Raw genomic sequence first — 24,073 nt, 5'->3', positions numbered from 1 at the left:
AAAAAGCAGGTTGCCTTGGGCTTCCTGCTTAATTTTTTAATTTATTGCTTTTACAAATGTCTTTATAAAAAGTATTGTTTGTGGTTGATAAACTATGTCTACTAAAAAAGCTCCTACAATCGGAACAATCATCATGGCTTTTCTAGACATTCCATATTTTTCATTAATCGCTGTCATATTTACTATTGCTGATGGTGTAGCACCAAGTCCATGACCACATAGACCTGCACACATTACTGCCGCATCATAATTTGATCCAAGTATTCTGAATACAACAAAATATGCTGCAAGTATCATAAACACAGCTTGTGCAAATACTACAACTGCTATTCCACCTAGAAGTCCTGTAAGCTCCCATAATTTTAATGTCATCATAGCAAGTGATAAGTAAAGATTAAGCATTACATTTCCAAATTCATCAACTAATGTAAAGTCAAATTTGTAAAAATGAAACTTTTCATTCAAGTTACGAACTACAACTGCTGTAAACATTGCTCCTACATAGTCTGGGAAGCTTAAATTAATAATTCCTGAAATAAATGTAGCTATTTGCATACCTACCGCCATGCAAACTATAACTACAACAATGTTTTTAATAATATCTAAACTATTAAGTTTTTCTCCAGCCACATTGATATTTTCTACTGAAGTATCAAAGTCTTCACTATTATCTGGTTTCAGATTATTTTTTACAATTAATCTTCTACCTAGTGGTCCACCTATTAATACTGCTGAGATTAATCCAAATGTGGCTGCTGCCGCTCCAACAAGTGGTCCTTGTTCATATCCCATTTCAGCGAAAGTTCCACCATAAGATAGAGCCGCACCGTGTCCTCCAATCATTGATATAGATGAAGATAATAATGCGTATGGTGCTGGAATTGATAGTAGTTTTGATAGAGTTATACCAATTGTATTTTGGAATATTGATATTACACCACATACAATCCAGTAAACCAATAATAGTTTTCCCCCAGTTTTAAGTAGTTTAAAACTTGCTCCCAGTCCTACTGTTGTGAAAAATGCTAACATAAATACACTTTGAAATATGTTTTCAAATTGGAACTCAAAAGATCCTGTTTGGTGTCCTATGAAAGTGATAAACATAAATAAAAATCCACCAACTACTGGAGCTGGTATACAATATTTATCGATTATTTTAATCTTATCCTTAATCCAAAATCCAAGTAATAATAAAATTGCTGAAAGTGCTAATGTAAATACAGGATTTAAATTAATTGTAAATACGTTTTCAATCATTTCAAATTTCATATGTAATACCTCCTATTTTTATTGTTAATTTAATTTTATCATACAAGAAATACGTTTACAATATTTTTGTATCTTCTATGTTTAACTATTAATTTTAAAGGGTATAAATTTAAAAAATTTTATTAAAAATAGTTTTCTTAATATTTATAAATTTGTATAAAAAAAGCAGGTTGCCTTGGGCTTCCTGCTTAGTTCTTATTTAGCTTTTTTTAAGTTTTCTAATTCTTTTTTAATAGCTTCGATCTCTTTTGAAAGTGACTCATTTTCGAGTTCAGCCTTAATTGTTTCTATTTCTTTTGCTAGATTTTCTTTATCAGCTTTTAAAGCTTCTACTTCTTTTGCAAGTTTTGCATTTTCTTTTTTAATTGCTTCTACATCTCTTGTAGATTTTTCACTTGCTTTTCTAGCTTTTTCAAAATCTAGTTTTAATCCTTCCTCATCTCTAGTAGTAAGAATTGGAAGATCGCTAAGTCTTTCTTCAATTCGATTTTTGTAAATTTCGTTGTTTTCATTTACTAGCTTAATAATTTCATCAGCTTTGTTCTTGTATTCACTTGAATTAATTAAATCTTTGTATGCTTTTTCAAAATTCTTAATGTAGAATCTGTAGAAATCAGAGAAGTCTTCAATTCCTGATTCAGATTCAAGGCCTTCTAGATAATTCTTTTGAGCTGTTAATGCAGTTTCATTATTTTTCTTTTCTAAGAAAATAGCAAATTCCATTAGTTTTAATTCAAGCTCTAAATATTTCTTAAGTTCAAGCTTATTCTTTCTCTTTTCATCTTCAGAGATACCAATGCTTGGTATTTCATACATTTTATCTAGTACATTTTCATAGAAGTTTCTAACATCATTTATTAATATTTCTGGTCTATTTTCTAAAGCTTCTTCATAGAAGTGTAGAGATCTCTTTGAATTTTCTATCATTGGCTTTATAAATTTTCCTAGATCAAAGTTTTCTATAATCTGATAGAATCTGTCTGGAACATATTTGTTGAAGTATTTCTTAGATGAATTATAAAGCTCATCACTGTAAATTTCAAAAACATCTAATAGTTTATTTTGAGAATTTACAATATCTAAATCGTTGAATAGATGTGCATAAGCTAGATATAACTTATTTAACAATTCAACATTTTTGCCATACATGTTTTTAGTTTCTTCATATCCAGGGACATTTTGAAAAAATTCTTTAAACATATCTTCAAACTTCTTTGAAGTAGTATTATAATTTTTAAAAATATCCATAGGATTGTGGAAGTTACCCATAAACATATTAGGTGTGAAAGAGTTGAAATTTCCTACCTTAAAATTATCCATGAATTTTTTATAATCTTCGTATTGATTTTTAAAGATATTTTTTTGCATTTTCATCATTTCATCAAAAAAGTTTCTATTATCCATACTTCACTTCCTCCTACAAAATTTAAAATATTTACGCTTTAGTTGATTATATTACGAAACTAATCAAGTGTCAAAAGATTAATGCAATAATTCTAAGTTTTTACTAATATTTTACTCTATTTAAATATAATAAATTAAGCATTTCAATTTCTTTAAATAATATTTTAATCATTTAGAATCCTTTTCAATTTGTCTTTAGTAAATTAATTTTATTTTAAAAAACTAATCGTAAAATCTATTTACTTTTTATAAATAAATCGTTCAGCTATCGCTATTTTTAAAGCTTCCTTTAATATTTTTATCCATTGTGTTATAATACATATAAGAGAAAATTTTTTATGTAGAGGGAGGACAATACATATGGAAAAACCTTTTGAGTTTGACGATTTTATATTTGATGGCGATGTATTAAAGGGAATGACAAGAAAAGGCAAGGACAAAATTAAGAATGAGGGATTATTCGACATGGTGGTTCCTACTGAAGGACCAGATGGAACAAAGATTAGAGTTATTGGAGAACAATGTTTCTACAGAAGAAAACTTAACTCTGTTGTAATTCCAGAAACTGTTGAAGAAATTGGATACAATGCATTTGGAGTAAACAACTTAACAGAAGTTGAAATTCCAGATTCAGTTAAAAAAATTGACGCTTACGGATTTTATAGAAATAAACTAGCTGATGTTAAGTTACCAGCAAATCTTGAATTTATTGGAGACAATGCTTTCTCACTTAACGAAATTGGAGAAATTCATATTCCAGATACAGTTGAATTTATCGGCGTAAGTGCATTCTACAAAAACCATTTACAAGAAGTTAAACTTCCAGCAAATATTAAAGAAATTGATATGTACGCATTTAGAAAGAATAATATTCTAGAAGTAGAAGTACCAGCTGGATGTGACAAACTAGACCACAGAGCTTTCGAAGAAAACACTGTAGTTAAACAAGGCTAATTTTAAATTACAAAACCCCCGAGTTAAACTCGAGGGTTTATTTTTACATATTTTTTATTATTTCAGCAACTTTATCATTGACTTTTGCCATGTCATTTATAGTTAATGCAACAACATTTTTGCCTTTTAATTTATAAAGACTTTCTGCAAACTCTTTTGAATTAGTTTTTGTATATTTTTCTATTAATGAATCATATAGTTTTTTTGCAGCGTCTTCATTTTTAAATTCATAGATTCCAATTGTTTCATTATTAGATTTATCATCCTTTAAAGTATAGAGTCTTATAACTATAACACCATCTGGATGTTTATATTCCTCAACTTTTTTGTCGTAAAATTTAACTCCGTCTTTTTCTAATACTTCTACAATACTAGCTGCAATTACATCTTTTTCGTTTTTATTTTCTTTATTATATCCTTCGCCTATTATAACTGTTTTGTCCTTATCATCCCAATCCACCTTCATGTCAAAAGCTTCTCCAACAAATCTAATAGGTACGTAAGTTCTGTTGTTTATAATTTTAGGAGCAACGTCAATATCAATTTCCTTGTCATCATTTAATTTTTTAACTTTCTTGTCTCCAATTCTCAAAAGAATAGATTTATCATCATCCTGAATATTCACAGTTTTTTCTTCCCCATTCCATTGAACCTTTAATCCTAAATTTTCTGAAATAACCCTAATAGGAACAAGAGTCCTATTGTCTTCAATAACTGGAACAACATCTGATTCAATAATCTTTCCATTCATCCAAATCTTTGGACTTGTAGCATAAACACCTTGTAACAATAACAAAGCTGCAATGCCAACTATTTTTTTGTTATTCATGGATACCTCCTTCATATTTAGTTGTCCTAAAACCTACTATTAGATTATCCCTTTATTATATTAATGTCAAGACTAGAAACCTGTTATTAAAATATAAAAAGCTTTCAGATTTCTCCAAAAGCTTTTATAGTCAATAATTTTTATTTACATATTTATAATCTGTCCTATTCCCTTTTCTTTTGCAAGGCGATAAATTTTTTCTGCAACTATTATATCAAGACCGGCAAATCCCACTGTCTTAAACCAAGTTATTTCATCTTTGCTAACTCTTCCAGTTTCTTTTCCAAGAAGTAGATTGCCAAGTTCGTGAGAGACTTTATCTTCTGATAATTTTTTAGCTTCAATAGGAATTAATACGTCCCCTGATTCTTCAAGCACTCCTTCCTTTGTATCTGTAAAAATCTTATCCGCTCTTTCTATAAATTCACTTGGAGTTTCTTGCATATCAGGCGTATAAGATCCCACTCCATTTACATGAACTCCTTTTTTAACACGAGTTCCATCAAATACTGGATTTTTAGAAGTTGTAACTGTTGTAATGATGTCAACTTCTTCTATAACTTCATTTGTATCTTCTACTGCAATGATTTCAGAATCGTACTCAGATAATTCTTCATTCATCTTTTTCGCAAATTCCTTTGCTCTTTCAAAATTCATATCATACACATAAGCTTTTTTAATATCTCTAACAGCAAGGACTGCCTCAAGTTGTGTTTGAGCTTGCCCACCTGTTCCAATTAATAAAAACTTATCTGCGTCTTCATTAGATAAAACTTCAGTAGCAGCTCCTGCCACAGCTCCAGTTCTAAGTCTTGTAAGCATTGTTCCATCTAAAATTGCCTTAACAAATCCATTTTCATCATCAATTAAAATCATTGTAGATGGAGAAGATGGAAGGCCTTTCTCAATATTTTGTGGATAGATGTCAATAATTTTAAGACCAAGTGCATTTTTATCTTTAATGTATCCCGGCATAAAAATTGCTGTGCTTGAATTTTCTTTATCAACATCAATAACAGTACGAAGAGGAATGTCAGAGTTGCCTGCACTGTATTCCTTTAAAGCTTCTTTATCTGCTTCTATAACATCTTTAATAGTTACAGCCTCTCTTAAATCTTTATCTTTTAAAACTAAAATTTCCATAATACTCCTTTCTAATTCCTTAGATATATTAATAATTCTATCATAAAGAGATTAAATTTCCTAAATTATGCAAACTTAAATAATCTTTTGAAAGTCCAAATTATAGATTTGAAAATTATTGCTATAATAAGCGAGATTGTAAATACTTCCAATAATTCCAACAATGCTATTTTATATTTTCATTCCCTAAAAAATAAGTGTAATTTATTTTATTAAATATAAATTTGCATCTTCTTCTAATTTTGTTGAGTTTAATATTTTTCTCCACTAATATAATAAATAAATTATATCAACTTTATTGATTTTTAAAATATAAAGAATTTTATTTTATTATTTTTTTTATTAAATGCACAGACTTATATTTGTGTAATTATTGATTTTTACAGCAAATAAGAGACTCGAATTTATCGAGCCTCTATAAAAATTTTAAATAGAGCAAAAAATTTCACAAAAAAAGCAGAGAAGAAAATCTCCTCTGCTAAATAATTTTATTACATTCTATTAAGTTGAACCATTTCAGCAAATGTTTCAAGTTGTGTTTTAGCTTGACCAAAGTCAGTCATTTGTTGATCATATCCCATTTTAATTAGTGGGATTCCAGCTTTTTCATATGCTTGTTTTAATGATGGATATTCCATTTCTTCTGTATCGTTAAATGTCATCATGAATAATAGACATCCATCAGCGTCATTATCAACTGCAAGGTCAACTACATATTGAGGTCTCTTCCAGATTTCTGGATCATAAAGTAGTGGATCTTCGTCCATTCTTGCAAATTGATCAGCAAGTGCTAGGTATGGATCTTCGATTGATGTATCTACGTCAACTTTAAGTCCTCTAGATTCAGCTGCAACGTCATCTGCTACTACACAAATGTTGAAGTTATCAAGTACTTCAAGAAGTGCTGGGTTATCAGTGATTACACCAGAAGTTACTACTCTTGGTCCATCACATTCTTCTTTTGGCATAGCCTTTAATGCTTCAATAAGTTCTTTAAGCATTTTTGAGTGTTCATCTTTTGGCATATTCCAAGAAGCTTTTAATACATTAGATCTATCTGATGCCTTAATAGTCTTTGAATAGTCTCCAACCATTTTGATGAATTCTCTCTTAAGTGCTCTATTTTCATTGTAAACTTCTATAGCTTCTTTTAGTGCTTCGTCAGTGATTTTAACATCACAAACTTCTTCTAATCTTTCAGCTGCTTGTTTGAAAATCTTAGCATTATAAGTTTTACCAAAGTCTTCTTTTCTATGTTGTGCGTGGTTTAAGAATACCATTGGAATTTCTCTTCCTACAGAAACTTTATAGTTTTGAGAAAGTGGTCTTAATGTATCATCAAGAGTTGTTAGCATACATGCACTAAGTCCATCAAGTGATCCATCAAGTCCCATTTCTAAACATCTAAGTGCTAGTGAATAATAGAAAGTTGGGAAGTATTCTTTAGCCTTGTCAATTGGACCTTGACCGCCCCAAATTTCAATTGGAATCATTCCAGCTGCGTGGATAATTTCTTGTGGTGCATAATATGGATATACACCAGCAAGTTTTTTTCCTTCAGCTAAATATTTGTCAATTTGTCCTCTTTGATTATCTGCTATATTTTTAAATTCTTTTAGTAAATTTTGAATATCAGTCATTTGGCACCTCTATTAAATTGTTGTTTTAGACCAGTCAGTTTCTTTAGTGTTTTCGAAATTAGTGTAGACTTCTTCGCCCTTAGCGATTCTGTCAGCTTTTCTTTCATTCATAATTTCTACTAGACCTTGAACTCTTGTCTTGTATTGTTCTTCAGAGAAGTTTCTTTCGTCAGCTTGGTCACCATCAAAGTGAACAACTGGAATATCTAAGTCTTCTCTCCATCTTCTTTCGATTTCAGGCATTGCTCCTGACCATGGTTTACATGATCTGTTGTAGTTAACAAGTGCTCCAGAAACTCCGTTTTCTTTAGCCATTGTTTCTCTCCATTCAACACCATCTTCGATACATACTGAACAAGGTGCTTTACAGTATGCAGCAGCCATTTCTCTAACTGTTGTATATTGGAATCCAAATGCAGGCGCATATACTACTGCAGTTACGTTTACTCCGTTTTGTTTTAGTGGTTCGAAAAGTTGTCTTAATCCTGGCCAGCATGGAATTCCCTCAAATAGAATTCTGTGTTCTTCTGGGTATTCCCAAGTAGATGTACCTTCTCTTACAGATTGTTCATATTCAGCTGCTAGAAGTTCAAATCCTTCAGCTGCATCAATTTCACATCTTGCAGCAACAATGTCTGCCATGTGGTTGAATAGGTCAAATCCAGAAAGTGGAGATGGTTCATAAGCCATGTAAGAACAAGCTTTAAGCCATGCAGCAGCTGTTCTATTAGCGATTTTACAAGCTTCTTCGAATTTAGACTCGTCAAATTTCTTTCCAGTTAGTTTTTCTAATTGGTGAATAGCGTATTCAAATTGTCCCATTAGGTAATCAACTTTTTCTTCAGGAACTTCAACTGTGTTTTGGAAAGGAATATCAACCATAATCATTGGAATGTCGTGCATTCTTGCAATGTTTTCGTACCATTTAGTCATCATGTTACAGATGTTGTTACAGCATAGTACGAAGTCTGGTTGTGGCATCTTTCTTGAGTCAGTTGGTTCTCCAGCTGCATATGCAAGAGAAATTCTAGCATATCCACAAATATCATTGTCATATCCCATGTCTTCAGCTGCTTGACAAAGTCTTAATCCATCTTTTTTAGCTGCTGTTGTAGCTGCGTGGTTTTCTGGATAAACAGCGTGTAGTCCGAAAGCTTTTGCAAGCTCAATTGGGAATTTAGATGAAGACCATCCTACAAGTTCCCCTCTTTTTTTTGCATCCCATGCAGCACCGTAAACTCTGTCTACTACATTTCTAAGTGCTTGTGCAGCTGGGATATTTCCTTCAACTGGTCTTGGTTTCTTTCCTGGTATTTTTTGTATAGCCATACTTTACCTCCTAAGTATCTCTTAAGCTTTTGCTCTATCTTCTTTAAGCTTTTGCATTTTAACTTTTTGATATCCGAATAATGCAGCACCAAGTGCTCCATTTAATTGACATAGTGGTGATGTATTGATTTTATGTCCAGTATTTTCTTCAAGAGCCCTAACCATCCCTTTATTTAGTGCAACTCCACCAGTAAATACTACATCATCATTAAGTCCTACTCTTTTTGCAAGAGATCCTACTCTCGATGCAATAGAGTCGTGAATACCCTTTACTATATCTTGAATTTGTGTTCCACTTGCAAGTTGTGAAATAACTTCTGATTCAGCAAATACTGTACAAGTAGAAGAAATAGTTACATCTTTAGTTGATTTTTTATCTAATTCTTCAAGTTCTGAAATATCTACTTCTAAAACTTTTGCAATAACATCAAGAAATCTTCCTGTACCGGCAGCACACTTGTCATTCATTACGAAGTTTTCAAGCATACCATTGTCTCCAATTTTCAATGCTTTTGCATCTTGTCCACCAATATCAATGATTGTGCGAACATTTGGAAATAAGAAATAAGCTCCCTTAGCGTGACATGAAAGTTCAGACATTTGAAAATCTGCCTCTTCTAATGAGTTTCTTCCATATCCTGTAGCCATTATATAAGATATATCTTCTCTTTTAAGGCCTGATTCCTCAAGAGTTTTCTTAATTGTTCTTGCGGGTCCGCTTGTTCCAGCACCAACATCAATAACAGAAGTTGAGATAATTTCTTTGCCATCTTTTAAAATAATACTTTTTGAAGCAGTTGATCCAATATCAACGCCCATTGTATAAACAGCTTCTGCCATAAAATCCCCTCTTTAATATAAACATTAAATAAACTTACTGACTCTATTCTACTATATATGTTTATCTTTGTCAAAAATTTAAGAAGCGAGAATGTACTGTTTTCAAGGCTTTAGCAAGATTTATGCTTTACTATTTTTGTCATTTTATGTATATAATTTACTTAAAGTAATTAAAATACTTAATACAAAAATATTGGATAATCAAATGTCGATTATCCAATATTTTCTTTATTAAATTATATATTATTTAATGTTGTTTAGGTTGTCGTAATCTCTAATTACTCTTGGAGTAATCATTTGATGAACTGGACAAATTGTTTCTGGATTTTGGTAGCAACTTTCAGTGAAAGCGATGATGTAATTTCTCCATAGGTTCATGTTAATAATTTCATCAACAAATCCATATTTAGCACAAGAGAATGGTTTAGATTTTTCATTATAGTCTTCGATAAGAGCATTCATCTTATCAATTGTAGGTTGAAGATCTTTTCCAGCCTTCTTGTCTTTTGCAAGTCTTCTAGAGTACATTGCAACAGATGCAGTTTCTCCGTTCATTACATTGATTTCAGTTGCAGCAGTTCCAAGTGAGAAGGCATTTGTATCATTTCCTTGTGGTCCACCTAGTACATAGTGAGCTGCAGCAGTACCCTTTCTCATTGTGATTTCCAATTGTGGAAGATCAGAATTTTGAATAGAGTATATTAGTGATTGACCTAGTCCTAGTAGTTCTGCTCTTTCAGCATCATCACCTACATCGATACCTGTAGTATCTTGTAGCCATACGATAGGAAGTCTGTCTCTTGCACAAAGAGTAACAAACTCGTTCATCTTGATAAGACCTTGTCTATATAATTTACCACCAATTGAGATATGTTTTGGATCATTATAATATTCAGGATATCCCATTAATAGACCTTGAACGTTAGCAACAACTCCTACTAGAAGTCCGTTAACTTTAGCAAGTCCTGTTACCATTTCACGTCCGTATCCTTTTTTATATTCCATAAATTCAGAACCGTCAAATAGTCTAGAAATAACATCATAGATGTCGTAAACTTTCTTAGGATTTTGTGGAATAATTGAATACATATCATTTGCATCATATGCAGGCATTTTAGGATCATCTACTCTGAAGAATTCTCTATCATATTTTGGAAGCATGTTTAGATATTTTCTAATTCCATCAAGTACGCCCTCTTCTTCAACATAAACTTCTCTCATAAATCCAGTTTGAGCAAAGTGAACTCCAACTGATCCTGGAGGAGTTGTTTTCTTAGCATTAGCTGTAGAATCAGCAATTTGGTTAGCAGATTCTTCATCTATATATCCCTTTGGATTCATACCTCCAAGGATTCCAGCTCCACCTACAGCCATATTTGCATCTTTATGAGCAACAATTAGTGTAGGAGAAATAGAGTGATATCCACCACCAGCTGGGTTAGTTCCGTAAATACCAACAATTACTGGAACTCCAGTTTGGTTAAGTCTTGCGTTTCTATAGAATGGAGTACCACCGCCACGTCTATTTGGATAAACTTTTTCTTGTTCATCAAGTTTTACACCAGAACAGTTAAGGATATAAACTAGAGGTATTCTAAGTCTTTCTGCTGTATCAGATGCTCTTAAAAGGTCATCTGCTTGTCCAGCAATCCATGCTCCAGCAAGTTTTTTGTTATCACTTGCTACGATGTAAACCCATCTATCATCAACCTTAGCTAGACCTTTAACAATACCAGTAGTACCGTGGTCATTTTCGCCAGGGTTGTAAAGAGTATTTAAGGGACACCAAGTTCCTTCGTCGATAAGTTCTGCAATTCTTTGAAGTGCAGTCATTTCTCCACGTTCATTAACCTTATCATCTGGTTTACCAGCTGCAAGAGCTTTCTCAACTCTTTCTCTTATGTCCTCTTCAATTTCTCTTAATGCTTTAAAATTTTCTTCATCGACAGCCTTTAATGGGCTACCAATTTGCTTCATATTTTGGAAATATGAAGGCATTGAATACTGAGCCATATATCCTCCTTATATTAATCTTCTTTAGGTTTTTTAATAAATGCTTCGCCTGGGTCGATTTCTTCTCTGATAAGTTTAATAACATTTTCATCAGGAGCTTCAAGTTCAACTGCACGTGAAGTATCGATTTCAAAACCAGTGTTTTCAATAATATCTTCAATGGAAGAAGATGGATAGTATCCAGCAAGATACATTCTCTTAGTATCTTCGTCGAATTTTAAAACTCCCTTGTCAGTTACAACCATTTGAGGACCAACATTTTCAGGAATACCAACTCTTGTTCTTCCGCCAGGACCGTCTATCCAACCTGGTGAAGTTACATAGTCAACTTGATCAATAAATCTTCTCTTTTGGTGTTGCATCATGATAATTGTGTTTACATAAGTTGCAATACCATTAGCTCCACCTGAACCTGTAAATCTTGTAGTTGGGTTGTTGTAGTCACCAATTACAGTTGAGTTTACATTTCCGTAAGGGTCAATTTGAGCTCCACCGATAAATGCGATCATTCTCTTTTTGTCGTGTTTCCATTCGTTAGCTTGGAATCCAACATAAGTTGCATTTGTCCAGTGAACAGCACAGTGAGCCATAAATCTATTGTCTCCTACAGATCTAGGAACTTCAATTGGATCACAATCCATAAGTCCTGATTCCACAATTAGATAACAGTTAGGTGCAAATACTGCCTTTGCAAGTGAAGCACCAATTAGTGGAAGTCCTGTACCAACAATTGCGATTTGACCATCTTTAATTTGTCTAGCAATTGTTACAGCTTGCATTTCTTGATTTGTATAATTATCATATCTTGCCATTATTTTTCTTCTCCCTTCTTAAGAGCGTCTGAAGCATAGCCAAGTCCTGGAACATTTTTAAGTCCAATAAGTCTAGTTGCACCTAATTTATTTAGGTAAGCTTCGTGATCTTCTACTCCGTATACCCATTCGTCTAAGAATCCGTTAAAGTCTTCGTCTTCTTTAGATACTACATTGTACATTTTGTAGAAATCTGCATCGTAATCGTAGTAATCGTAGCATTGAGAAGGGTGTGCTCCGTATGGTGCGTGAACTACTGCATCAATACAGAATCCAGGGATTTTGTTGTCTTTTGCGTCGAAGTTTTTGATATATTCATCACTAACAAGTTCTTCACAAGTTACGATAACTTTTCTTGCTGCAATTGCAATATCAACATCATGGAAAGTGTTTCCTAAAATTCTAGTAGTTCCGTCTGGAGAAGCCATTTGTACGTGAATAATTGCAGTATCAATGTCTGGTACTGGTGCTGCAACTACTTTTTCACCTTTTTTAAATGGGTTTTCTACATAAATGAATTTTTCATCTGGAAGTTTATCAATTTTTTGTCTTTCTTCTTTAGAGATTCCCCATTTATCAACTAAGTCAGATCCCATCATTAATCTAACTGGTAAGTAAGGAAGTCCAAGTGCTGCTGCGTGAATTCTTTGCATTTCAACATCTTGTGAGTAGTCTTCCATTAGAAGCTCTCCTCTTTCAACAGCCTTTCTAAATCTTCTAGATACATTTGTGTATCCTGAGTTTGCAGTGTAACAGTTAATATATGCTTTAACTCTTCCTGCTCCAATTAATGTATCCCAATCCCCTCCAGCTGGTCCTGCTTCTACGATAAAGTCTTTTTGTCCTTGACGTAGAATTTCGTTAACTGCTGCGTAAGGTTTTCTGTTAGTTGTAAATCCACCTAGTGAAATTACATCGCCATCTTCAACGTATTTTGCTATGGCGTCTTTTAGTTTCATTACTTTACTCAAGTTAATACCTCCTTTATTTTATATAACTTGAAATAGCTTAAATTTTGTAAATATTTTTAAATATTCAGCTCCGAAGAGCTGAACATTAGTGAGAAAATAATATTAAGAATACACCTGCTGCTACTGCAGAGCCAATAACTCCGGCAACATTAGGTCCCATTGCGTGCATTAGTAGGAAGTTTGTAGGATTATATTTTCTACCTTCAACTTGAGCTACACGAGCTGCCATTGGAACTGCTGATACACCAGCTGAACCAATAAGTGGGTTAATCTTGCCACCTGTTACAAGATAAAGTATTTTACCAAATACAACTCCTGCTGCAGTTGCAAAACAAAATGCCATAAGTCCTAATGCAATTATCTTAAGAGTTGCTGGTTGAAGGAAAGTTGATCCATCAGCTGTCGCTCCAACTGTAGTTCCAAGCATAATTGTTACGATGTTCATAAGTGCATTTTGTGCAGTGTCTGATAATCTATTAACTACTCCTGATTCCTTAAATAGGTTTCCAAGCATTAGCATACCAAGAAGTGGTGCTACATCTGGAAGAAGTAGTGATGTGAAAAGTACTACTACAACTGGGAAAATAACTTTTTCAAGTTTAGATACTTTTCTTAATGAACTCATTGCTGTAGTTCTTTCTTTTTCAGTAGTAAGTGCTTTCATAATTGGCGGTTGAATCATTGGAATTAGTGCCATATATGAATAAGCTGCTACTGCGATAGGTGCTAGTAAATGTGGTGCAAGTTGTGATGTTGTAAATATTGCTGTAGGTCCATCTGCTCCACCAATGATTCCAATTGATGCTGCTTCTGGTCCTGTAAATCCTAGTGCCACTGCAGCTACAAAAGCAAAGTAAATACCCATTTGTGCAGCAGATCCTAATACAAGTGAAATAGGATTAGCAATAAGTGGTCCAAAGTCTGTCATTGTACCAACTCCCATGAAAATTAAACAAGGGAATAGATTAGACTTTACACCATTATACATAATTGCTAGAACACCTGAATTTTGCCAAGGATCAGCAACATCCATAAGTCCTGCAAGTGGTAGGTTTCTTAAAAGCATACCAAATGCTATTGGAAGAAGTAGAAGTGGCTCATACTCTTTTTTAATCGCTAGATAAATAAGAATAAAGGATACAATAAACATTACCACATTTTGCCACTGTAAGGCTGCAAATCCTGATTCGCCCAGGATTCCCTGTAATGTTTCTAATAACATAAGTCTATACCCCCTAATTAATTAACAGTTGCTAATAACGCGTCAGTATCTACTGTTTCTCCAGCTTTAACCTTAAGTGAAACTGTACCACCTGCTGGTGCAACGATTTCGTTTTCCATCTTCATAGCTTCAAGGATAAGAATAACATCTCCTGCTGCTACAGTATCTCCATCATTTACGTTAACTCTAAGAACTGTACCAGGCATTGGTGCAGTAACTTCTCCTGCTCCGCCTGTTGCTGCTGCAGGTGCTGCTGGAGCTGCTGGCGCTGGTGCTGGTGCAGGTGCTGCCGCTTGTGGAGCTGGAGCTGGTGCTGCTGCTGGTGCAGGTGCACTTGTTAATCCACCTGGAGTAAGTGATTGATATCCTCCGCCTACTTTTTCAACCTCAACCTCGAAAACTTTTCCATCTACTTTTACTTGATATTTCATCTGTTTCTCCTTTTCTTAAATAATAATAGAATAATTTTAAAATTTTGATTTTAGCTTACTTTTTTTCAGTTATAGAAACAATTCTAAAACTTTCGATTCTTGATCTTTCTTCCATGCTAATTGCACCTACGATTGCTGCAAGTAGCGCAGGATCCATGGAATTATCTGCTGCCTTTCTTGGTGCTGGTGCACTTTGTGCTGGCTTTTGTTCAGACTTTCCGCTAGTTACATTACCTTCAATTCCTCCAACAATTTTTGAGATAATAATGATTGCAATCAATAGAGCTATAAGCGCTAAGAATACAACTGTGACTCCTGTAAGAGAAACTCCCAACGCTTCTCCTATTGTAAGTTCAACATTACCTAACATTAAAACACCTCCCATTGTAGTTTCACATTATGGAATCCTTTCCAACTTTTAAAAATATTATAACAAAGACCGTGATTTAAATCAACGAATATCTTACTATGTACGTGAATTTATCTAAGCCTTTCGTAATAATTATACATTAAAAAGAAGCTAAAAGAAAGGCAATGGTTTTACTGCAAAATGTGTTTTGACTAAAAATATAAAAAATAAACTTCTTGATTACATTTGTTAAAAAAAGTCCTTTTATTTTAAAAATTGAAGTAAAAAATTTAAATTTTCATTTAATTTTTTGACTAAATGAAAATCGATTTACTAACATTTTACATAAAGGACTTTTTTAAAATTTATTTATTTTTTATTTCACCCAATTAATCCAAGATGTTCCACTAAAATTTTTGTTCCCAAAAATATTAGTACAATACCACCTGCCAACTGAGCTTTATCTTTTAACGCTATTCCAAAAAACTTCCCTATATAAACCCCTGCAAAAGATACCACGAAAGTTGTAACTCCTATAATTAATATTGAAGTTAGTATTTCGATTTTTAAAAATGCGAAAGATACTCCAACTGCAAGTGCATCGATTGATGTTGCAATAGAAAGCATCAAAAGATTTTTAAAATCAAATTCATCTTCTATCTCACAAGTCTTATCTCTTGATTCTCTTATCATATTTATACCAATTATTCCAAGAAGAATAAAGGCAATCCAGTGATCAATCTGTTGAAGCTTTTCTGTGAAAATTGACCCAAGAGTGTATCCAAAGAAAGGCATCATCCCCTGAAATATACCAAAAAATAGAGCTACAATTACCGCTCTTTTAAAAAAGGATTTTCCAATAGAAAGTCCTTTACAGATTGCTGCTGCAAAGGCATCCATTGCAAGACCTGCTCCCAATAAGCTTACTGATATTAAATTCATCTTCACTCCAAAATAAAAATAGATGCCCAAGGCACCTATTTTTTAACTTTTACTTTAATAATTCATCTAGTCTATTTTTATCAAAACCAACGATTTGTTCGTCACCAACAACTATTACTGGTACTCCTGTATAGCCCATTGCCATAAGTTCGTTTCTAGCTTCTTTGTCAGTTTGAACATTTTTTTCGTCGAATTCTACTTCTCTTTCTTTTAGGTAGTCCTTTGCCATTGTGCAATAAGGACAAGTATTACTTGTATAAACTGTTACTTTACTCATTATATCCCTCCTAATACTAATTACATTATACTCTTATTTATATAGAAATATCAAGATATTCTCAAATTTTATGCTTAGCATGTTCAAGTCCATATTTAAATAGAGAAACAACATGCTCATCATCTAAAGAATAATAAGCTCTTCTTCCCAACCTCTTTACCTTTATAAGATTTTGATTTTTTAAAAGTGAAAGCTGATGAGATATAGATGACTGACTCATATCAAGTAAAAGAGAAATATCTGAAACACAAAGTGGCCCCTTCATTAGCGCATAAATTATTTTAATCCTTGTGGGATCAGACATTGCTTTAAATATCTGTGACAAGAAGTTTATTAAATCTTCCTTTTCTTTAAATGATTTGATTTCATCGACAACTTCTTCACTGATTTTATCTATATATTTGTTTTCCATATTTTACCCCACAGATTTAAAATTTATGCTTAAAACCATAAATTCTTCTAATTTTAAAGATTCTGCTCTTCTAGTTGGAGAAATATTGCTAAGCTCTAGAGCTCTTCTAATATCTTCCTTTGAGTAATTCAATTTAGAATTAGATAATGAATTTAAAATTGTCTTTCTTCTTGTAGTAAAGGAAGCTCTGACAACTTTAAATAAAAATTCTGTATCAAACTTCTCTCTTTCAAGCATTTTTAAAGTTACAACTGCAGAGTCTACATTAGGTCTTGGCATAAAAACAGTTTGAGGCACTTGGAACTTATACTTGCAATCTGTATAGTAATTTATAAATACAGATAGTGAGCCGTAATCCTTGTTACCAGGCTCAGCCGAAAGTCTTTTTGCAACTTCCTTTTGCACCATAACTGTAATTGAAATCAAGTTTATATCAGAAACTACTAGCTTTTCAATTATTGGAGTTGTGATGTAGTATGGAAGATTTGCAACTACTTTAAAACTCTCACCATTAAATTCCTCTTCCAAAACTTTATCCAAATCTATTTTTAGAAAGTCTCCATAAATTACCTTTACATTTTCAATATCTAAAGTTTCTTTGTGAAGTTCCTTAAGCTTTTCGTCGATTTCTACTGCTAAAACTTTCTTCGCGCGAAGAGCAAGCTCTTCAGTTAAAGTTCCAACACCTGGTCCAATTTCTAGAACATTGTCATCTTCAGTAATTTCTGCAGCATCTGCAATTTTCCTAACTACATTTCCATCTATTAAAAAGTTTTGTCCCAGTGATTTTGTAAATCTAAATCCGTATTTAGAAAGTATTTCAGATAATTTACTTGGTTTATATAATCTATCTATGAGAGTTCACCACCTTCATCGCCTCTTCAAACTCATCTCTAGTTATGCCAAAGGAGTTTAACTTATTTAAAGTTTTCTTGCCATTTCCATGGCCAATTTTTAAAATTTCGTTTAAAATTTCTCGTCTAGCACTTGCTTCATCAGAATTAATTAAATTATTTTCAATTAAATCCTTCATGCTAAACTCTTCTGATTTTGTAGTAGTCTTTGCCCTAGCTGCTTTCAAAGCTTTTAGTATCTCTTCAGGGCTTGCATTTTCAACGCCTATATCTCCTTTTTTTGTAGAAACTGCTTGAGATAGATAGGCGTGTTTTGCATTGGGAAACTCTTCTGCAATTCTCTTTCTAATTTGCGATCCCATGTAGTCTGAATCTGTAAAAATAATTATGCCCTTTCTCTTTTCAAGCTCTTTAAGATTTTTTAAGAATTTCTTCCCAAATCCGAATCCATGAGTTGTAATAACTTCTGCATCAACAGCAGCTTTTATAGCAATTTCATCATCTCTACCTTCAGCTACAATTATTTCCTCAATGACAGGCTTCATATTCCAAAAAACCTCTTAGTGTTTTCTGAAGTAACTCTTTCAAGCTCAGCACTTTCCATGCCGCGAAGCTCTGCAATATAATTGCAAACAAGACTTACATATTTAGGTTCATTTCTCTTGCCACGATTAGGAACTGGAGTCATATAAGGGCAGTCAGTTTCTAGAAGTAGATGATTTAAATCTACTTCCTTTGCAACTTCCTTAGGAGTCTTTGCATTTTTAAAAGTTACAGCTCCACCAAGTGCAATGTAGTCACCCATTTTTATATATTCCTTCATCATTTCAACTGATTGCGAAAAACAGTGAATAAGTGCTGTGAAGTCATATTTTTCATGTGCTTCTTTTAAAATTTCAAAAGTTTCTCCTGCTGCATCTCTTGAGTGAATTACAATGTTCTTCTTAAGTTTTGCAGCAAGTTCAATTTGTCTTTTAAAAACTTCTCTTTGCACATCTCTTGGAGAATTGTCGTAGTAATAATCTAGTCCAATTTCTCCAATGGCAACTACTTTCTCGTTTTTTGAAAGTTCAATAATTCTATTTTCAATTTCTTCATTATATGTCTTGGCATCATGGGGATGAATTCCAATAGCCGCATATATATTGTCGTATTTATTCGCAAGTTTTACAGAGTTTTCTATGGACTCCTTGTCTGATGAGTTGTTTATCACAAGCTCAATTCCATTGTCCTTTAAACTCTTTATAATTTCTTCTCTATCTTCTTCAAAAGCCTCATCATCAAGATGAGTATGAGAATCTATCATGTTTCCTCCTAGCTAATTTTTGAACCTGACTTAATATCTTCAAGAGTTGATGTAATAGTCAGTTTTCCTTCATCATCAGAAGCTGCAAGAATCATTCCATTTGACTCAACTCCTCTAAGTTTAATTGGTTTTAAATTCATAAGAACTAGAACTTTTTTGCCAACTAAATCTTCTTTTGAGTAGTAATCCTTGATTCCAGAAACAATTTGTCTTTCTATATCTCCAACTTTTATTTTTAAGATGAATAATTTGTCAGCCTTTGGATGATTATCTACATCTAGGACTTCTGCAACTCTTATATCAAGTTTTTCAAAATCATCAATTGTAATTTCTTCTTTTAAATCGTCTTTTTCTTCTTTATTTCCAAGTCTAGATTTAAGGAGAGCTTCATTTTCTTCGTTAAATCTTTCAATTTCTTTTTCAATGTCAAGTCTTGGGAAAATAACTTCGCCTTTTTTAACCTTTGTGCCATCTTCTATTAGTCCAAAAGTTCTGGCATCTTCCCAATTTATTTCTCCACTTAAACCAAGTTGTTCTCTAAGCTTTAGTGAAGTTTCCTTGATAAATGGATAGATTAAAACAGAAACAATTCTTAGAGATTCAGCTAAATTGTATAGAACAGTGTTAAGTCTATCTTTTTTGTCATCGTCCTTAGCAAGTACCCATGGCTCAGATTCATCTACATATTTATTAGATCTTCTAATTAATTTCCAAATAGCTTCAAGAGCATTGGAAAATTGATAGTGTTCCATTGCCTTTTCAACTTCGTCAATCACTGAAACCGAAATATCTTTTAAATCTTCGTCAAAGTCTTCGCATACATTTTTGTCTTCAATAACTCCATCATTGTATTTAGAAATCATTGAAACTGTTCTTGAAAGAAGATTACCTAGGTCATTTGCAAGGTCTGAATTTAATCTTTGCATAAACTTTTCAATATTAAATGAACCATCAGATCCAAAAGAAAATTCGCGAAGTAGGAAGTATTTTAAAGCGTCAATTCCATATAATTTGATTATTGGTTCAGGGTAAATTACATTGCCCTTGGATTTACTCATCTTGTCGTTGTCAAATAAAATCCAACCATGTCCAAAAACTTTTTCTGGAAGCGGTAGGTCAAGTGCCATTAAAATTGCTGGCCAAATAATTACGTGAAATCTTATAATTTCCTTTCCAACGAAGTGAACATTTGCTGGCCAAAAATCATTGAACTGTTTTTCATCCTTTCCAAAACCAATTGCAGTTAAATAACAAGAAAGAGCATCAATCCATACATATACAACATGCTTTTCATCAAATGGAACTTTAACTCCCCAGTCAAAACTTGAACGTGAAACAGATAAATCTTCAAGACCTTCTTCACCTTCAAAGAAGTTTTTAACCATTTCATTTTTTCTAAAAGCTGGCTCTATAAATTCAGGATGATCTTCGTATAATTTAAGAAGTTTGTCTTTGTATTTTGAAAGTCTAAAGAAATATGATTCTTCATGAGTTAGTTCTGTAGGTCTTCCACAGTCTGGACAAGTGTGGCCTTCACCCAGTTGAGATTCAGTCCAAAAAGATTCACAAGGAGTACAGTAATAACCTTCATACTCGTCTTTGTAAATATCTCCCTTGTCGTAAAGTTTTTGGAAAATATTTTGAACATTCTTTTCGTGATCCTTGTCAGTGGAACGAATGAAATAATCGTAGTCAATATCTAACATCTTCCAAAGTTTTTTAATGTTTTCAACAATTCCGTCCACATATTCCTTTGGCTCCATGCCCATTTCTTTAGCTTTTTCTTCAATTTTTTGACCATGCTCATCAGTACCAGTAGTCATGAAAACATCATAACCTTGCATCTTTTTAAATCTCTTAACAGCGTCTACTGCAACAGTACAATAAGTATGGCCTATATGCAAATTATCACTTGGATAATAAATTGGTGTCGTAATATAAAATTTTTTACTCATTCTTCCTAAAACCTCCATAAAAAAAGCACCAAAGATTTGGTTTATTTTATTTGTCAATCTATAAGTGGCAAATATGTATCTAACTTAATAATTAAAATAATTATAACTGAAACATGCAATAAAATCAATTTTATAAGACTTTTAAACTCCCTATATACTTTGTATATAATAGTTTTTGCCAAATAATGTATAATTATAATTATTAAATTTAAGGAGCACAATTTGAAAACACATCACTCTTTTATTTGGAAATTAATAATAATTATTTCAATATTATTTTCCGGATTTTTAACACTTATACACTTTGGATACTTTCCAAAATATAATTACGCACTAATTCATTTCTCACTTGGATTTTTTGCACTGACACTTGCAATGACAGTTTACTTTTCATACAAGAGGGCTTCCCATCGTCACGGAGAAAATTATCTCTCGCCTCTTTTAACATCACTTTTCTTTGCAATACTCACGCAATTTTTCATGTTTCTTGCAAAACCATTTATAAATATCAGCCAAGATATGAATGTAGTAGATTTAATTCAAGTTATAGCATTTTATATTTTGCCAACTATTCTTGCATTTATATTAATAAGGCAACTTGTAAACTTTAACGACATAGATTCAGATTGGTTTAACATAAAGTTTTATCTAAATTGGGCAGATATGATGACAAATATTATGACAGTGGTTTGCTTTTTAGAACTTTTTTCACCAACAGTAGAAGGAAAATTTTCTGTTGGAATTAGAGGAACAATATGGGCATTTTATTCTCTTGTTATAGATATTTTAATTGGCAGAATGAAAAAGAGTGAGGATTAGTTTTTTATATTTATCTTTTCGGGCGATGTTCCCATAATTATAGTATAAAGGCAAAGGACAGCACCTTCTTCACAAATACATTTCTCTTTTACTAATTTGCATTTATATAAAACTTCAAAATAAAATCAAGGCACAGCCCTTTTTATTAAATTATTTATCCTATCAACCAAGACCTGCAATAATCTAAAACATTATAGATTTTAAGCCATTAATTCGATATAATAAAATTATAAAGTTGAGGAAGTTGAAATGAAGAGAAAAACTAAGGATTTTATAATTTTTATACTTGCAGTTGTGTTCTTCTACGGCACGCTACACCTACTTGGATACACCTGCCCAATTAAGGCATTAACTGGTATCTCTTGTCCAGGTTGTGGAATGACAAGGGCGTGGATTTATTTATTAAAACTAGATTTTAAAACTGCATTTTACTACCATCCACTTTTTATTATTCCCTTAATTGTTTTAATTGGATATGTATTTCAAAATAAACTTCCAAAAAAATTTACTAAAATAGTTTTTTACATATTTATTATATTGTTTTTTGTGGTTTACATTTACAGAATGTTCACTCCAAATGAAATTGTCGTTTTTAGACCAAAAGATTCTATATTTTATAAAATTATTACAAAATTAATTAATTAGAAAGAGGTGGAATATGTTTTGTATTAAGTGCGGAAATAAATTAAATGAAAATATGAAATTCTGCGACCAATGCGGTGCTCCTGTACCCGTGAGAAAATCTTCAAATGAGCATTTCACTGTAGATAAAACTTCAAAAGTTGCTGAAAAGGAAATAATTTCAGATCCAATAACTGAAACTAAGGAAGAAGAAATAACTCCATCAAAAATTTTAGAAGATCTAGATCATGAAGAAGCTATAGAAATTCCAGAAGCTCAGAAAATTTCAGAAACTTACGAAATTAAAAAAGAGTCTGAAATAATTAAAACTGAAGAAAAGACAGAAGAATTTCCAAAACTAGAACTTCACGAAGAGATTATTGAAGAAAATCATTTTGAAAACATTGAAGAAGAAACTCCAAAAGAAAAAAACTACTCCCATGACAAATCTTTTGAAGAACCTATAAAAGATTCAAAAGAAGAATATTTTTATGAGTCCAATCGTGAAAATAAAAATTACGAATATAATTCTAATTCCCAAAGCTTAAGTGCAGTAAACATAGTTGCAGTTGTGGGCATGGTGCTTATGGGACTACTTACAATTAGAACAGCACTGGTTTTTATTAGTAGCTTTTTATGGATAATAGGAGGTGCAATATAATGCGTTTATTCTATTCAATGATGGCAATCCTTGCCCTACCTTTTATAGCTGCAAGAGTAGTTGTAATGCTTCTTATGATTTTTACATTGTTCTCAATCTTTAGAAATTGGAACAAAGGCCACAACAAAGAGCTTATGAATGCTATGATAATTTCAACAATATTATTATTTATTGTAAGCATTTTATCAGCAATATTTTCAAGAATCTCCTTTGGTTACTTTGTAAAATCAGCCGATATGTTTATACCAGTTTTAGGATTAATAATTACTGCAATTATTTATTTTATGGGAAATTCCAATGGAGCGAGAATTTATCCAATGGGATACTTTGACAACCTTTCAAATTCAGAATTTTTAAAAAGAGAATTAAGTCAGTCACTTGATTACTTAGTATCTTCAATTAAAAAGGAAACTAGAAACTTTGAAAGAAGTGCCTTTACAGAAAACACAGACAAGTACGATCCAAAATATTCAGGTCACGGAGATTATAATCATCAAAATAATTACAATCCTAATTATGGATATTACGGATATAGAAATCTTGAACCAGCACCTTTTAGAGGTTATATAAAAGACGATTGGTCATATCTAATGTATATAATACTCAGCATTGTAACTTGTAATCTTTACCACTACTATTTTATATATAAAGCAGCTCAGTCAGTAAATATTGCATGTGCAGGCGATGGAGAACAAACTGGAGGACTTTTAAAATTTTTAGGCCTTGGAATAATAACTTGTGGATTATATTGTTTGTTCTGGGAATACAATATAATGAATAGAATGGCATCAAATGGTCCTAGATATGGAAGAAATATTCAAGACAATGGTGGAACATTTTTACTTTGGTTCTTGCTTGGATCCTGGATTTGTGGATTAGGATTTATTGTTTCTTGGTATTTGTTATTTAAGAATTTAAATTTAATATGCACTGCTTATAATTTAGCTCACGCTAATAATCACTAATAATTAATTAGAAACAACCTTCTATCTTACAGAAGGTTGTTTTTTATTCTAA

General features: G+C 32.3%; 25 protein-coding genes. 5 read left to right on the top strand and 20 right to left on the bottom strand.

The window, feature by feature from the left end; translation table 11 throughout:
• Positions 1-36: 36 nt before the first annotated feature.
• Together gltS and KQI68_RS02650 are read right to left on the bottom strand one after the other, a co-directional pair.
• Positions 37-1,272, bottom strand: a complete 1,236-nt coding sequence (gene gltS / locus KQI68_RS02655) for a sodium/glutamate symporter (RefSeq protein ID WP_216548584.1) — start codon at positions 1,270-1,272, stop codon at positions 37-39.
• A 195-nt stretch (positions 1,273-1,467) separates the two neighbouring features.
• A complete protein-coding gene (locus KQI68_RS02650) occupies positions 1,468-2,676 on the bottom strand; it encodes a coiled-coil domain-containing protein (protein WP_216548583.1) in 1,209 nt (402 codons plus the stop codon).
• Between the two features lie 360 nt (positions 2,677-3,036).
• Here KQI68_RS02650 and KQI68_RS02645 point away from each other — a divergent pair, with 360 nt between their 5' ends.
• Entirely contained in the window at positions 3,037-3,630 is a 594-nt protein-coding gene (locus tag KQI68_RS02645) for a leucine-rich repeat domain-containing protein (protein WP_216548582.1), read from the top strand.
• A gap of 43 nt (positions 3,631-3,673) precedes the next feature.
• Here the strand turns inward: KQI68_RS02645 and KQI68_RS02640 are convergent, their stop codons facing one another.
• The 18 genes from KQI68_RS02640 to metG form a co-directional block, all read right to left on the bottom strand.
• The gene (locus KQI68_RS02640) at positions 3,674-4,459 is read right to left on the bottom strand and encodes a copper amine oxidase N-terminal domain-containing protein (protein ID WP_216548581.1); all 786 of its coding nucleotides are present in this window, start codon (positions 4,457-4,459) and stop codon (positions 3,674-3,676) included.
• Between the two features lie 144 nt (positions 4,460-4,603).
• A complete protein-coding gene (locus KQI68_RS02635) occupies positions 4,604-5,602 on the bottom strand; it encodes an ornithine cyclodeaminase family protein (RefSeq protein WP_216548580.1) in 999 nt (332 codons plus the stop codon).
• A gap of 491 nt (positions 5,603-6,093) precedes the next feature.
• Positions 6,094-7,242 carry a 2-hydroxyacyl-CoA dehydratase subunit D gene (locus KQI68_RS02630; RefSeq protein ID WP_216548579.1) on the bottom strand — a complete coding sequence of 383 codons (1,149 nt, stop codon included), beginning with the start codon at positions 7,240-7,242 and terminating at the stop codon, positions 6,094-6,096.
• Between the two features lie 12 nt (positions 7,243-7,254).
• Complete coding sequence (locus tag KQI68_RS02625) at positions 7,255-8,571, bottom strand: 2-hydroxyacyl-CoA dehydratase subunit D (protein WP_216548578.1); 1,317 nt, start codon at positions 8,569-8,571, stop codon at positions 7,255-7,257.
• A 21-nt stretch (positions 8,572-8,592) separates the two neighbouring features.
• A complete protein-coding gene (locus KQI68_RS02620) occupies positions 8,593-9,411 on the bottom strand; it encodes an acyl-CoA dehydratase activase (protein WP_216548577.1) in 819 nt (272 codons plus the stop codon).
• 243 nt (positions 9,412-9,654) lie between these two features.
• Positions 9,655-11,424 (bottom strand): acyl-CoA carboxylase subunit beta, encoded by a 1,770-nt coding sequence (locus KQI68_RS02615; protein WP_216548576.1) that lies wholly within the window; start codon positions 11,422-11,424, stop codon positions 9,655-9,657.
• A gap of 14 nt (positions 11,425-11,438) precedes the next feature.
• Positions 11,439-12,236: a glutaconate CoA-transferase subunit B gene (gene gctB, locus KQI68_RS02610; protein ID WP_216548575.1), complete on the bottom strand. Its 798-nt coding sequence runs from the start codon at positions 12,234-12,236 to the stop codon at positions 11,439-11,441.
• Positions 12,236-13,207, bottom strand: a complete 972-nt coding sequence (gctA, locus tag KQI68_RS02605; RefSeq protein ID WP_216548574.1) for a glutaconate CoA-transferase subunit A — start codon at positions 13,205-13,207, stop codon at positions 12,236-12,238. The genes gctB and gctA overlap by 1 nt, the downstream gene beginning before the upstream one ends.
• Positions 13,208-13,292: 85 nt before the next feature.
• Positions 13,293-14,429, bottom strand: a complete 1,137-nt coding sequence (locus tag KQI68_RS02600) for a sodium ion-translocating decarboxylase subunit beta (RefSeq protein WP_216548573.1) — start codon at positions 14,427-14,429, stop codon at positions 13,293-13,295.
• Positions 14,430-14,446: 17 nt separating this feature from the next.
• Positions 14,447-14,860, bottom strand: a complete 414-nt coding sequence (locus KQI68_RS02595) for a biotin/lipoyl-containing protein (RefSeq protein ID WP_216548572.1) — start codon at positions 14,858-14,860, stop codon at positions 14,447-14,449.
• A 55-nt stretch (positions 14,861-14,915) separates the two neighbouring features.
• The gene (locus tag KQI68_RS02590) at positions 14,916-15,230 is read right to left on the bottom strand and encodes an OadG family protein (protein ID WP_216548571.1); all 315 of its coding nucleotides are present in this window, start codon (positions 15,228-15,230) and stop codon (positions 14,916-14,918) included.
• Between the two features lie 360 nt (positions 15,231-15,590).
• Entirely contained in the window at positions 15,591-16,151 is a 561-nt protein-coding gene (locus KQI68_RS02585) for a manganese efflux pump MntP (protein ID WP_216548570.1), read from the bottom strand.
• A 49-nt stretch (positions 16,152-16,200) separates the two neighbouring features.
• On the bottom strand, positions 16,201-16,428 hold the full coding sequence (locus KQI68_RS02580) for a glutaredoxin family protein (RefSeq protein ID WP_216548569.1): 228 nt from the start codon (positions 16,426-16,428) through the stop codon (positions 16,201-16,203).
• A 61-nt stretch (positions 16,429-16,489) separates the two neighbouring features.
• The gene (locus KQI68_RS02575) at positions 16,490-16,840 is read right to left on the bottom strand and encodes an ArsR/SmtB family transcription factor (protein ID WP_216548568.1); all 351 of its coding nucleotides are present in this window, start codon (positions 16,838-16,840) and stop codon (positions 16,490-16,492) included.
• A gap of 3 nt (positions 16,841-16,843) precedes the next feature.
• The gene (rsmA, locus tag KQI68_RS02570) at positions 16,844-17,659 is read right to left on the bottom strand and encodes a 16S rRNA (adenine(1518)-N(6)/adenine(1519)-N(6))-dimethyltransferase RsmA (protein WP_343221648.1); all 816 of its coding nucleotides are present in this window, start codon (positions 17,657-17,659) and stop codon (positions 16,844-16,846) included.
• Positions 17,660-17,687: 28 nt separating this feature from the next.
• Positions 17,688-18,239: a ribonuclease M5 gene (gene rnmV, locus KQI68_RS02565; RefSeq protein ID WP_216548567.1), complete on the bottom strand. Its 552-nt coding sequence runs from the start codon at positions 18,237-18,239 to the stop codon at positions 17,688-17,690.
• Positions 18,236-19,000, bottom strand: coding sequence for a TatD family hydrolase (locus tag KQI68_RS02560; protein WP_216548566.1), 765 nt, complete (start codon positions 18,998-19,000; stop codon positions 18,236-18,238). Before KQI68_RS02560 ends, rnmV begins: the two co-directional genes overlap by 4 nt.
• An 8-nt stretch (positions 19,001-19,008) precedes the next feature.
• Positions 19,009-20,955 carry a methionine--tRNA ligase gene (metG, locus tag KQI68_RS02555; RefSeq protein WP_216548565.1) on the bottom strand — a complete coding sequence of 649 codons (1,947 nt, stop codon included), beginning with the start codon at positions 20,953-20,955 and terminating at the stop codon, positions 19,009-19,011.
• 222 nt (positions 20,956-21,177) lie between these two features.
• Between metG and KQI68_RS02550 the strand changes: the two genes are divergently transcribed.
• From KQI68_RS02550 to KQI68_RS02535, 4 genes are all read left to right on the top strand, one after another.
• On the top strand, positions 21,178-21,774 hold the full coding sequence (locus tag KQI68_RS02550; RefSeq protein ID WP_216548564.1) for a hypothetical protein: 597 nt from the start codon (positions 21,178-21,180) through the stop codon (positions 21,772-21,774).
• Positions 21,775-22,023: 249 nt separating this feature from the next.
• Positions 22,024-22,419, top strand: a complete 396-nt coding sequence (locus KQI68_RS02545) for a DUF2752 domain-containing protein (protein WP_216548563.1) — start codon at positions 22,024-22,026, stop codon at positions 22,417-22,419.
• A 13-nt stretch (positions 22,420-22,432) separates the two neighbouring features.
• Positions 22,433-23,056, top strand: coding sequence for a zinc ribbon domain-containing protein (locus tag KQI68_RS02540; RefSeq protein ID WP_216548562.1), 624 nt, complete (start codon positions 22,433-22,435; stop codon positions 23,054-23,056).
• Complete coding sequence (locus KQI68_RS02535; protein ID WP_216548561.1) at positions 23,056-24,021, top strand: DUF4234 domain-containing protein; 966 nt, start codon at positions 23,056-23,058, stop codon at positions 24,019-24,021. The genes KQI68_RS02540 and KQI68_RS02535 overlap by 1 nt, the downstream gene beginning before the upstream one ends.
• Positions 24,022-24,073: the final 52 nt, after the last annotated feature.

The organism is Peptoniphilus ovalis, from assembly GCF_018919265.1.
In the GTDB taxonomy this organism is placed as follows: Bacteria; Bacillota; Clostridia; order Tissierellales; family Peptoniphilaceae; genus Peptoniphilus_A; species Peptoniphilus_A ovalis.
The sequence above is the reverse complement of the archived record's forward strand: the minus strand, read 5'-3'. Positions and strand labels throughout refer to the sequence as shown.

Excerpts from the sequence above, each read along its gene's own strand:
- gltS (WP_216548584.1), bottom strand. The coding sequence starts at position 1,272 with ATGAAATTTGAAATGATTGAAAACGTATTTACAATTAATTTAAATCCT.
- KQI68_RS02650 (WP_216548583.1), bottom strand. The coding sequence starts at position 2,676 with ATGGATAATAGAAACTTTTTTGATGAAATGATGAAAATGCAAAAAAAT.
- KQI68_RS02645 (WP_216548582.1), top strand. The coding sequence starts at position 3,037 with ATGGAAAAACCTTTTGAGTTTGACGATTTTATATTTGATGGCGATGTA.
- KQI68_RS02640 (WP_216548581.1), bottom strand. The coding sequence starts at position 4,459 with ATGAATAACAAAAAAATAGTTGGCATTGCAGCTTTGTTATTGTTACAA.
- KQI68_RS02635 (WP_216548580.1), bottom strand. The coding sequence starts at position 5,602 with ATGGAAATTTTAGTTTTAAAAGATAAAGATTTAAGAGAGGCTGTAACT.
- KQI68_RS02630 (WP_216548579.1), bottom strand. The coding sequence starts at position 7,242 with ATGACTGATATTCAAAATTTACTAAAAGAATTTAAAAATATAGCAGAT.
- KQI68_RS02625 (WP_216548578.1), bottom strand. The coding sequence starts at position 8,571 with ATGGCTATACAAAAAATACCAGGAAAGAAACCAAGACCAGTTGAAGGA.
- KQI68_RS02620 (WP_216548577.1), bottom strand. The coding sequence starts at position 9,411 with ATGGCAGAAGCTGTTTATACAATGGGCGTTGATATTGGATCAACTGCT.
- KQI68_RS02615 (WP_216548576.1), bottom strand. The coding sequence starts at position 11,424 with ATGGCTCAGTATTCAATGCCTTCATATTTCCAAAATATGAAGCAAATT.
- gctB (WP_216548575.1), bottom strand. The coding sequence starts at position 12,236 with ATGGCAAGATATGATAATTATACAAATCAAGAAATGCAAGCTGTAACA.
- KQI68_RS02600 (WP_216548573.1), bottom strand. The coding sequence starts at position 14,429 with ATGTTATTAGAAACATTACAGGGAATCCTGGGCGAATCAGGATTTGCA.
- KQI68_RS02595 (WP_216548572.1), bottom strand. The coding sequence starts at position 14,860 with ATGAAATATCAAGTAAAAGTAGATGGAAAAGTTTTCGAGGTTGAGGTT.
- KQI68_RS02590 (WP_216548571.1), bottom strand. The coding sequence starts at position 15,230 with ATGTTAGGTAATGTTGAACTTACAATAGGAGAAGCGTTGGGAGTTTCT.
- KQI68_RS02585 (WP_216548570.1), bottom strand. The coding sequence starts at position 16,151 with ATGAATTTAATATCAGTAAGCTTATTGGGAGCAGGTCTTGCAATGGAT.
- KQI68_RS02580 (WP_216548569.1), bottom strand. The coding sequence starts at position 16,428 with ATGAGTAAAGTAACAGTTTATACAAGTAATACTTGTCCTTATTGCACA.
- KQI68_RS02575 (WP_216548568.1), bottom strand. The coding sequence starts at position 16,840 with ATGGAAAACAAATATATAGATAAAATCAGTGAAGAAGTTGTCGATGAA.
- rnmV (WP_216548567.1), bottom strand. The coding sequence starts at position 18,239 with ATGAAGCCTGTCATTGAGGAAATAATTGTAGCTGAAGGTAGAGATGAT.
- KQI68_RS02560 (WP_216548566.1), bottom strand. The coding sequence starts at position 19,000 with ATGATAGATTCTCATACTCATCTTGATGATGAGGCTTTTGAAGAAGAT.
- metG (WP_216548565.1), bottom strand. The coding sequence starts at position 20,955 with ATGAGTAAAAAATTTTATATTACGACACCAATTTATTATCCAAGTGAT.
- KQI68_RS02545 (WP_216548563.1), top strand. The coding sequence starts at position 22,024 with ATGAAGAGAAAAACTAAGGATTTTATAATTTTTATACTTGCAGTTGTG.
- KQI68_RS02540 (WP_216548562.1), top strand. The coding sequence starts at position 22,433 with ATGTTTTGTATTAAGTGCGGAAATAAATTAAATGAAAATATGAAATTC.
- KQI68_RS02535 (WP_216548561.1), top strand. The coding sequence starts at position 23,056 with ATGCGTTTATTCTATTCAATGATGGCAATCCTTGCCCTACCTTTTATA.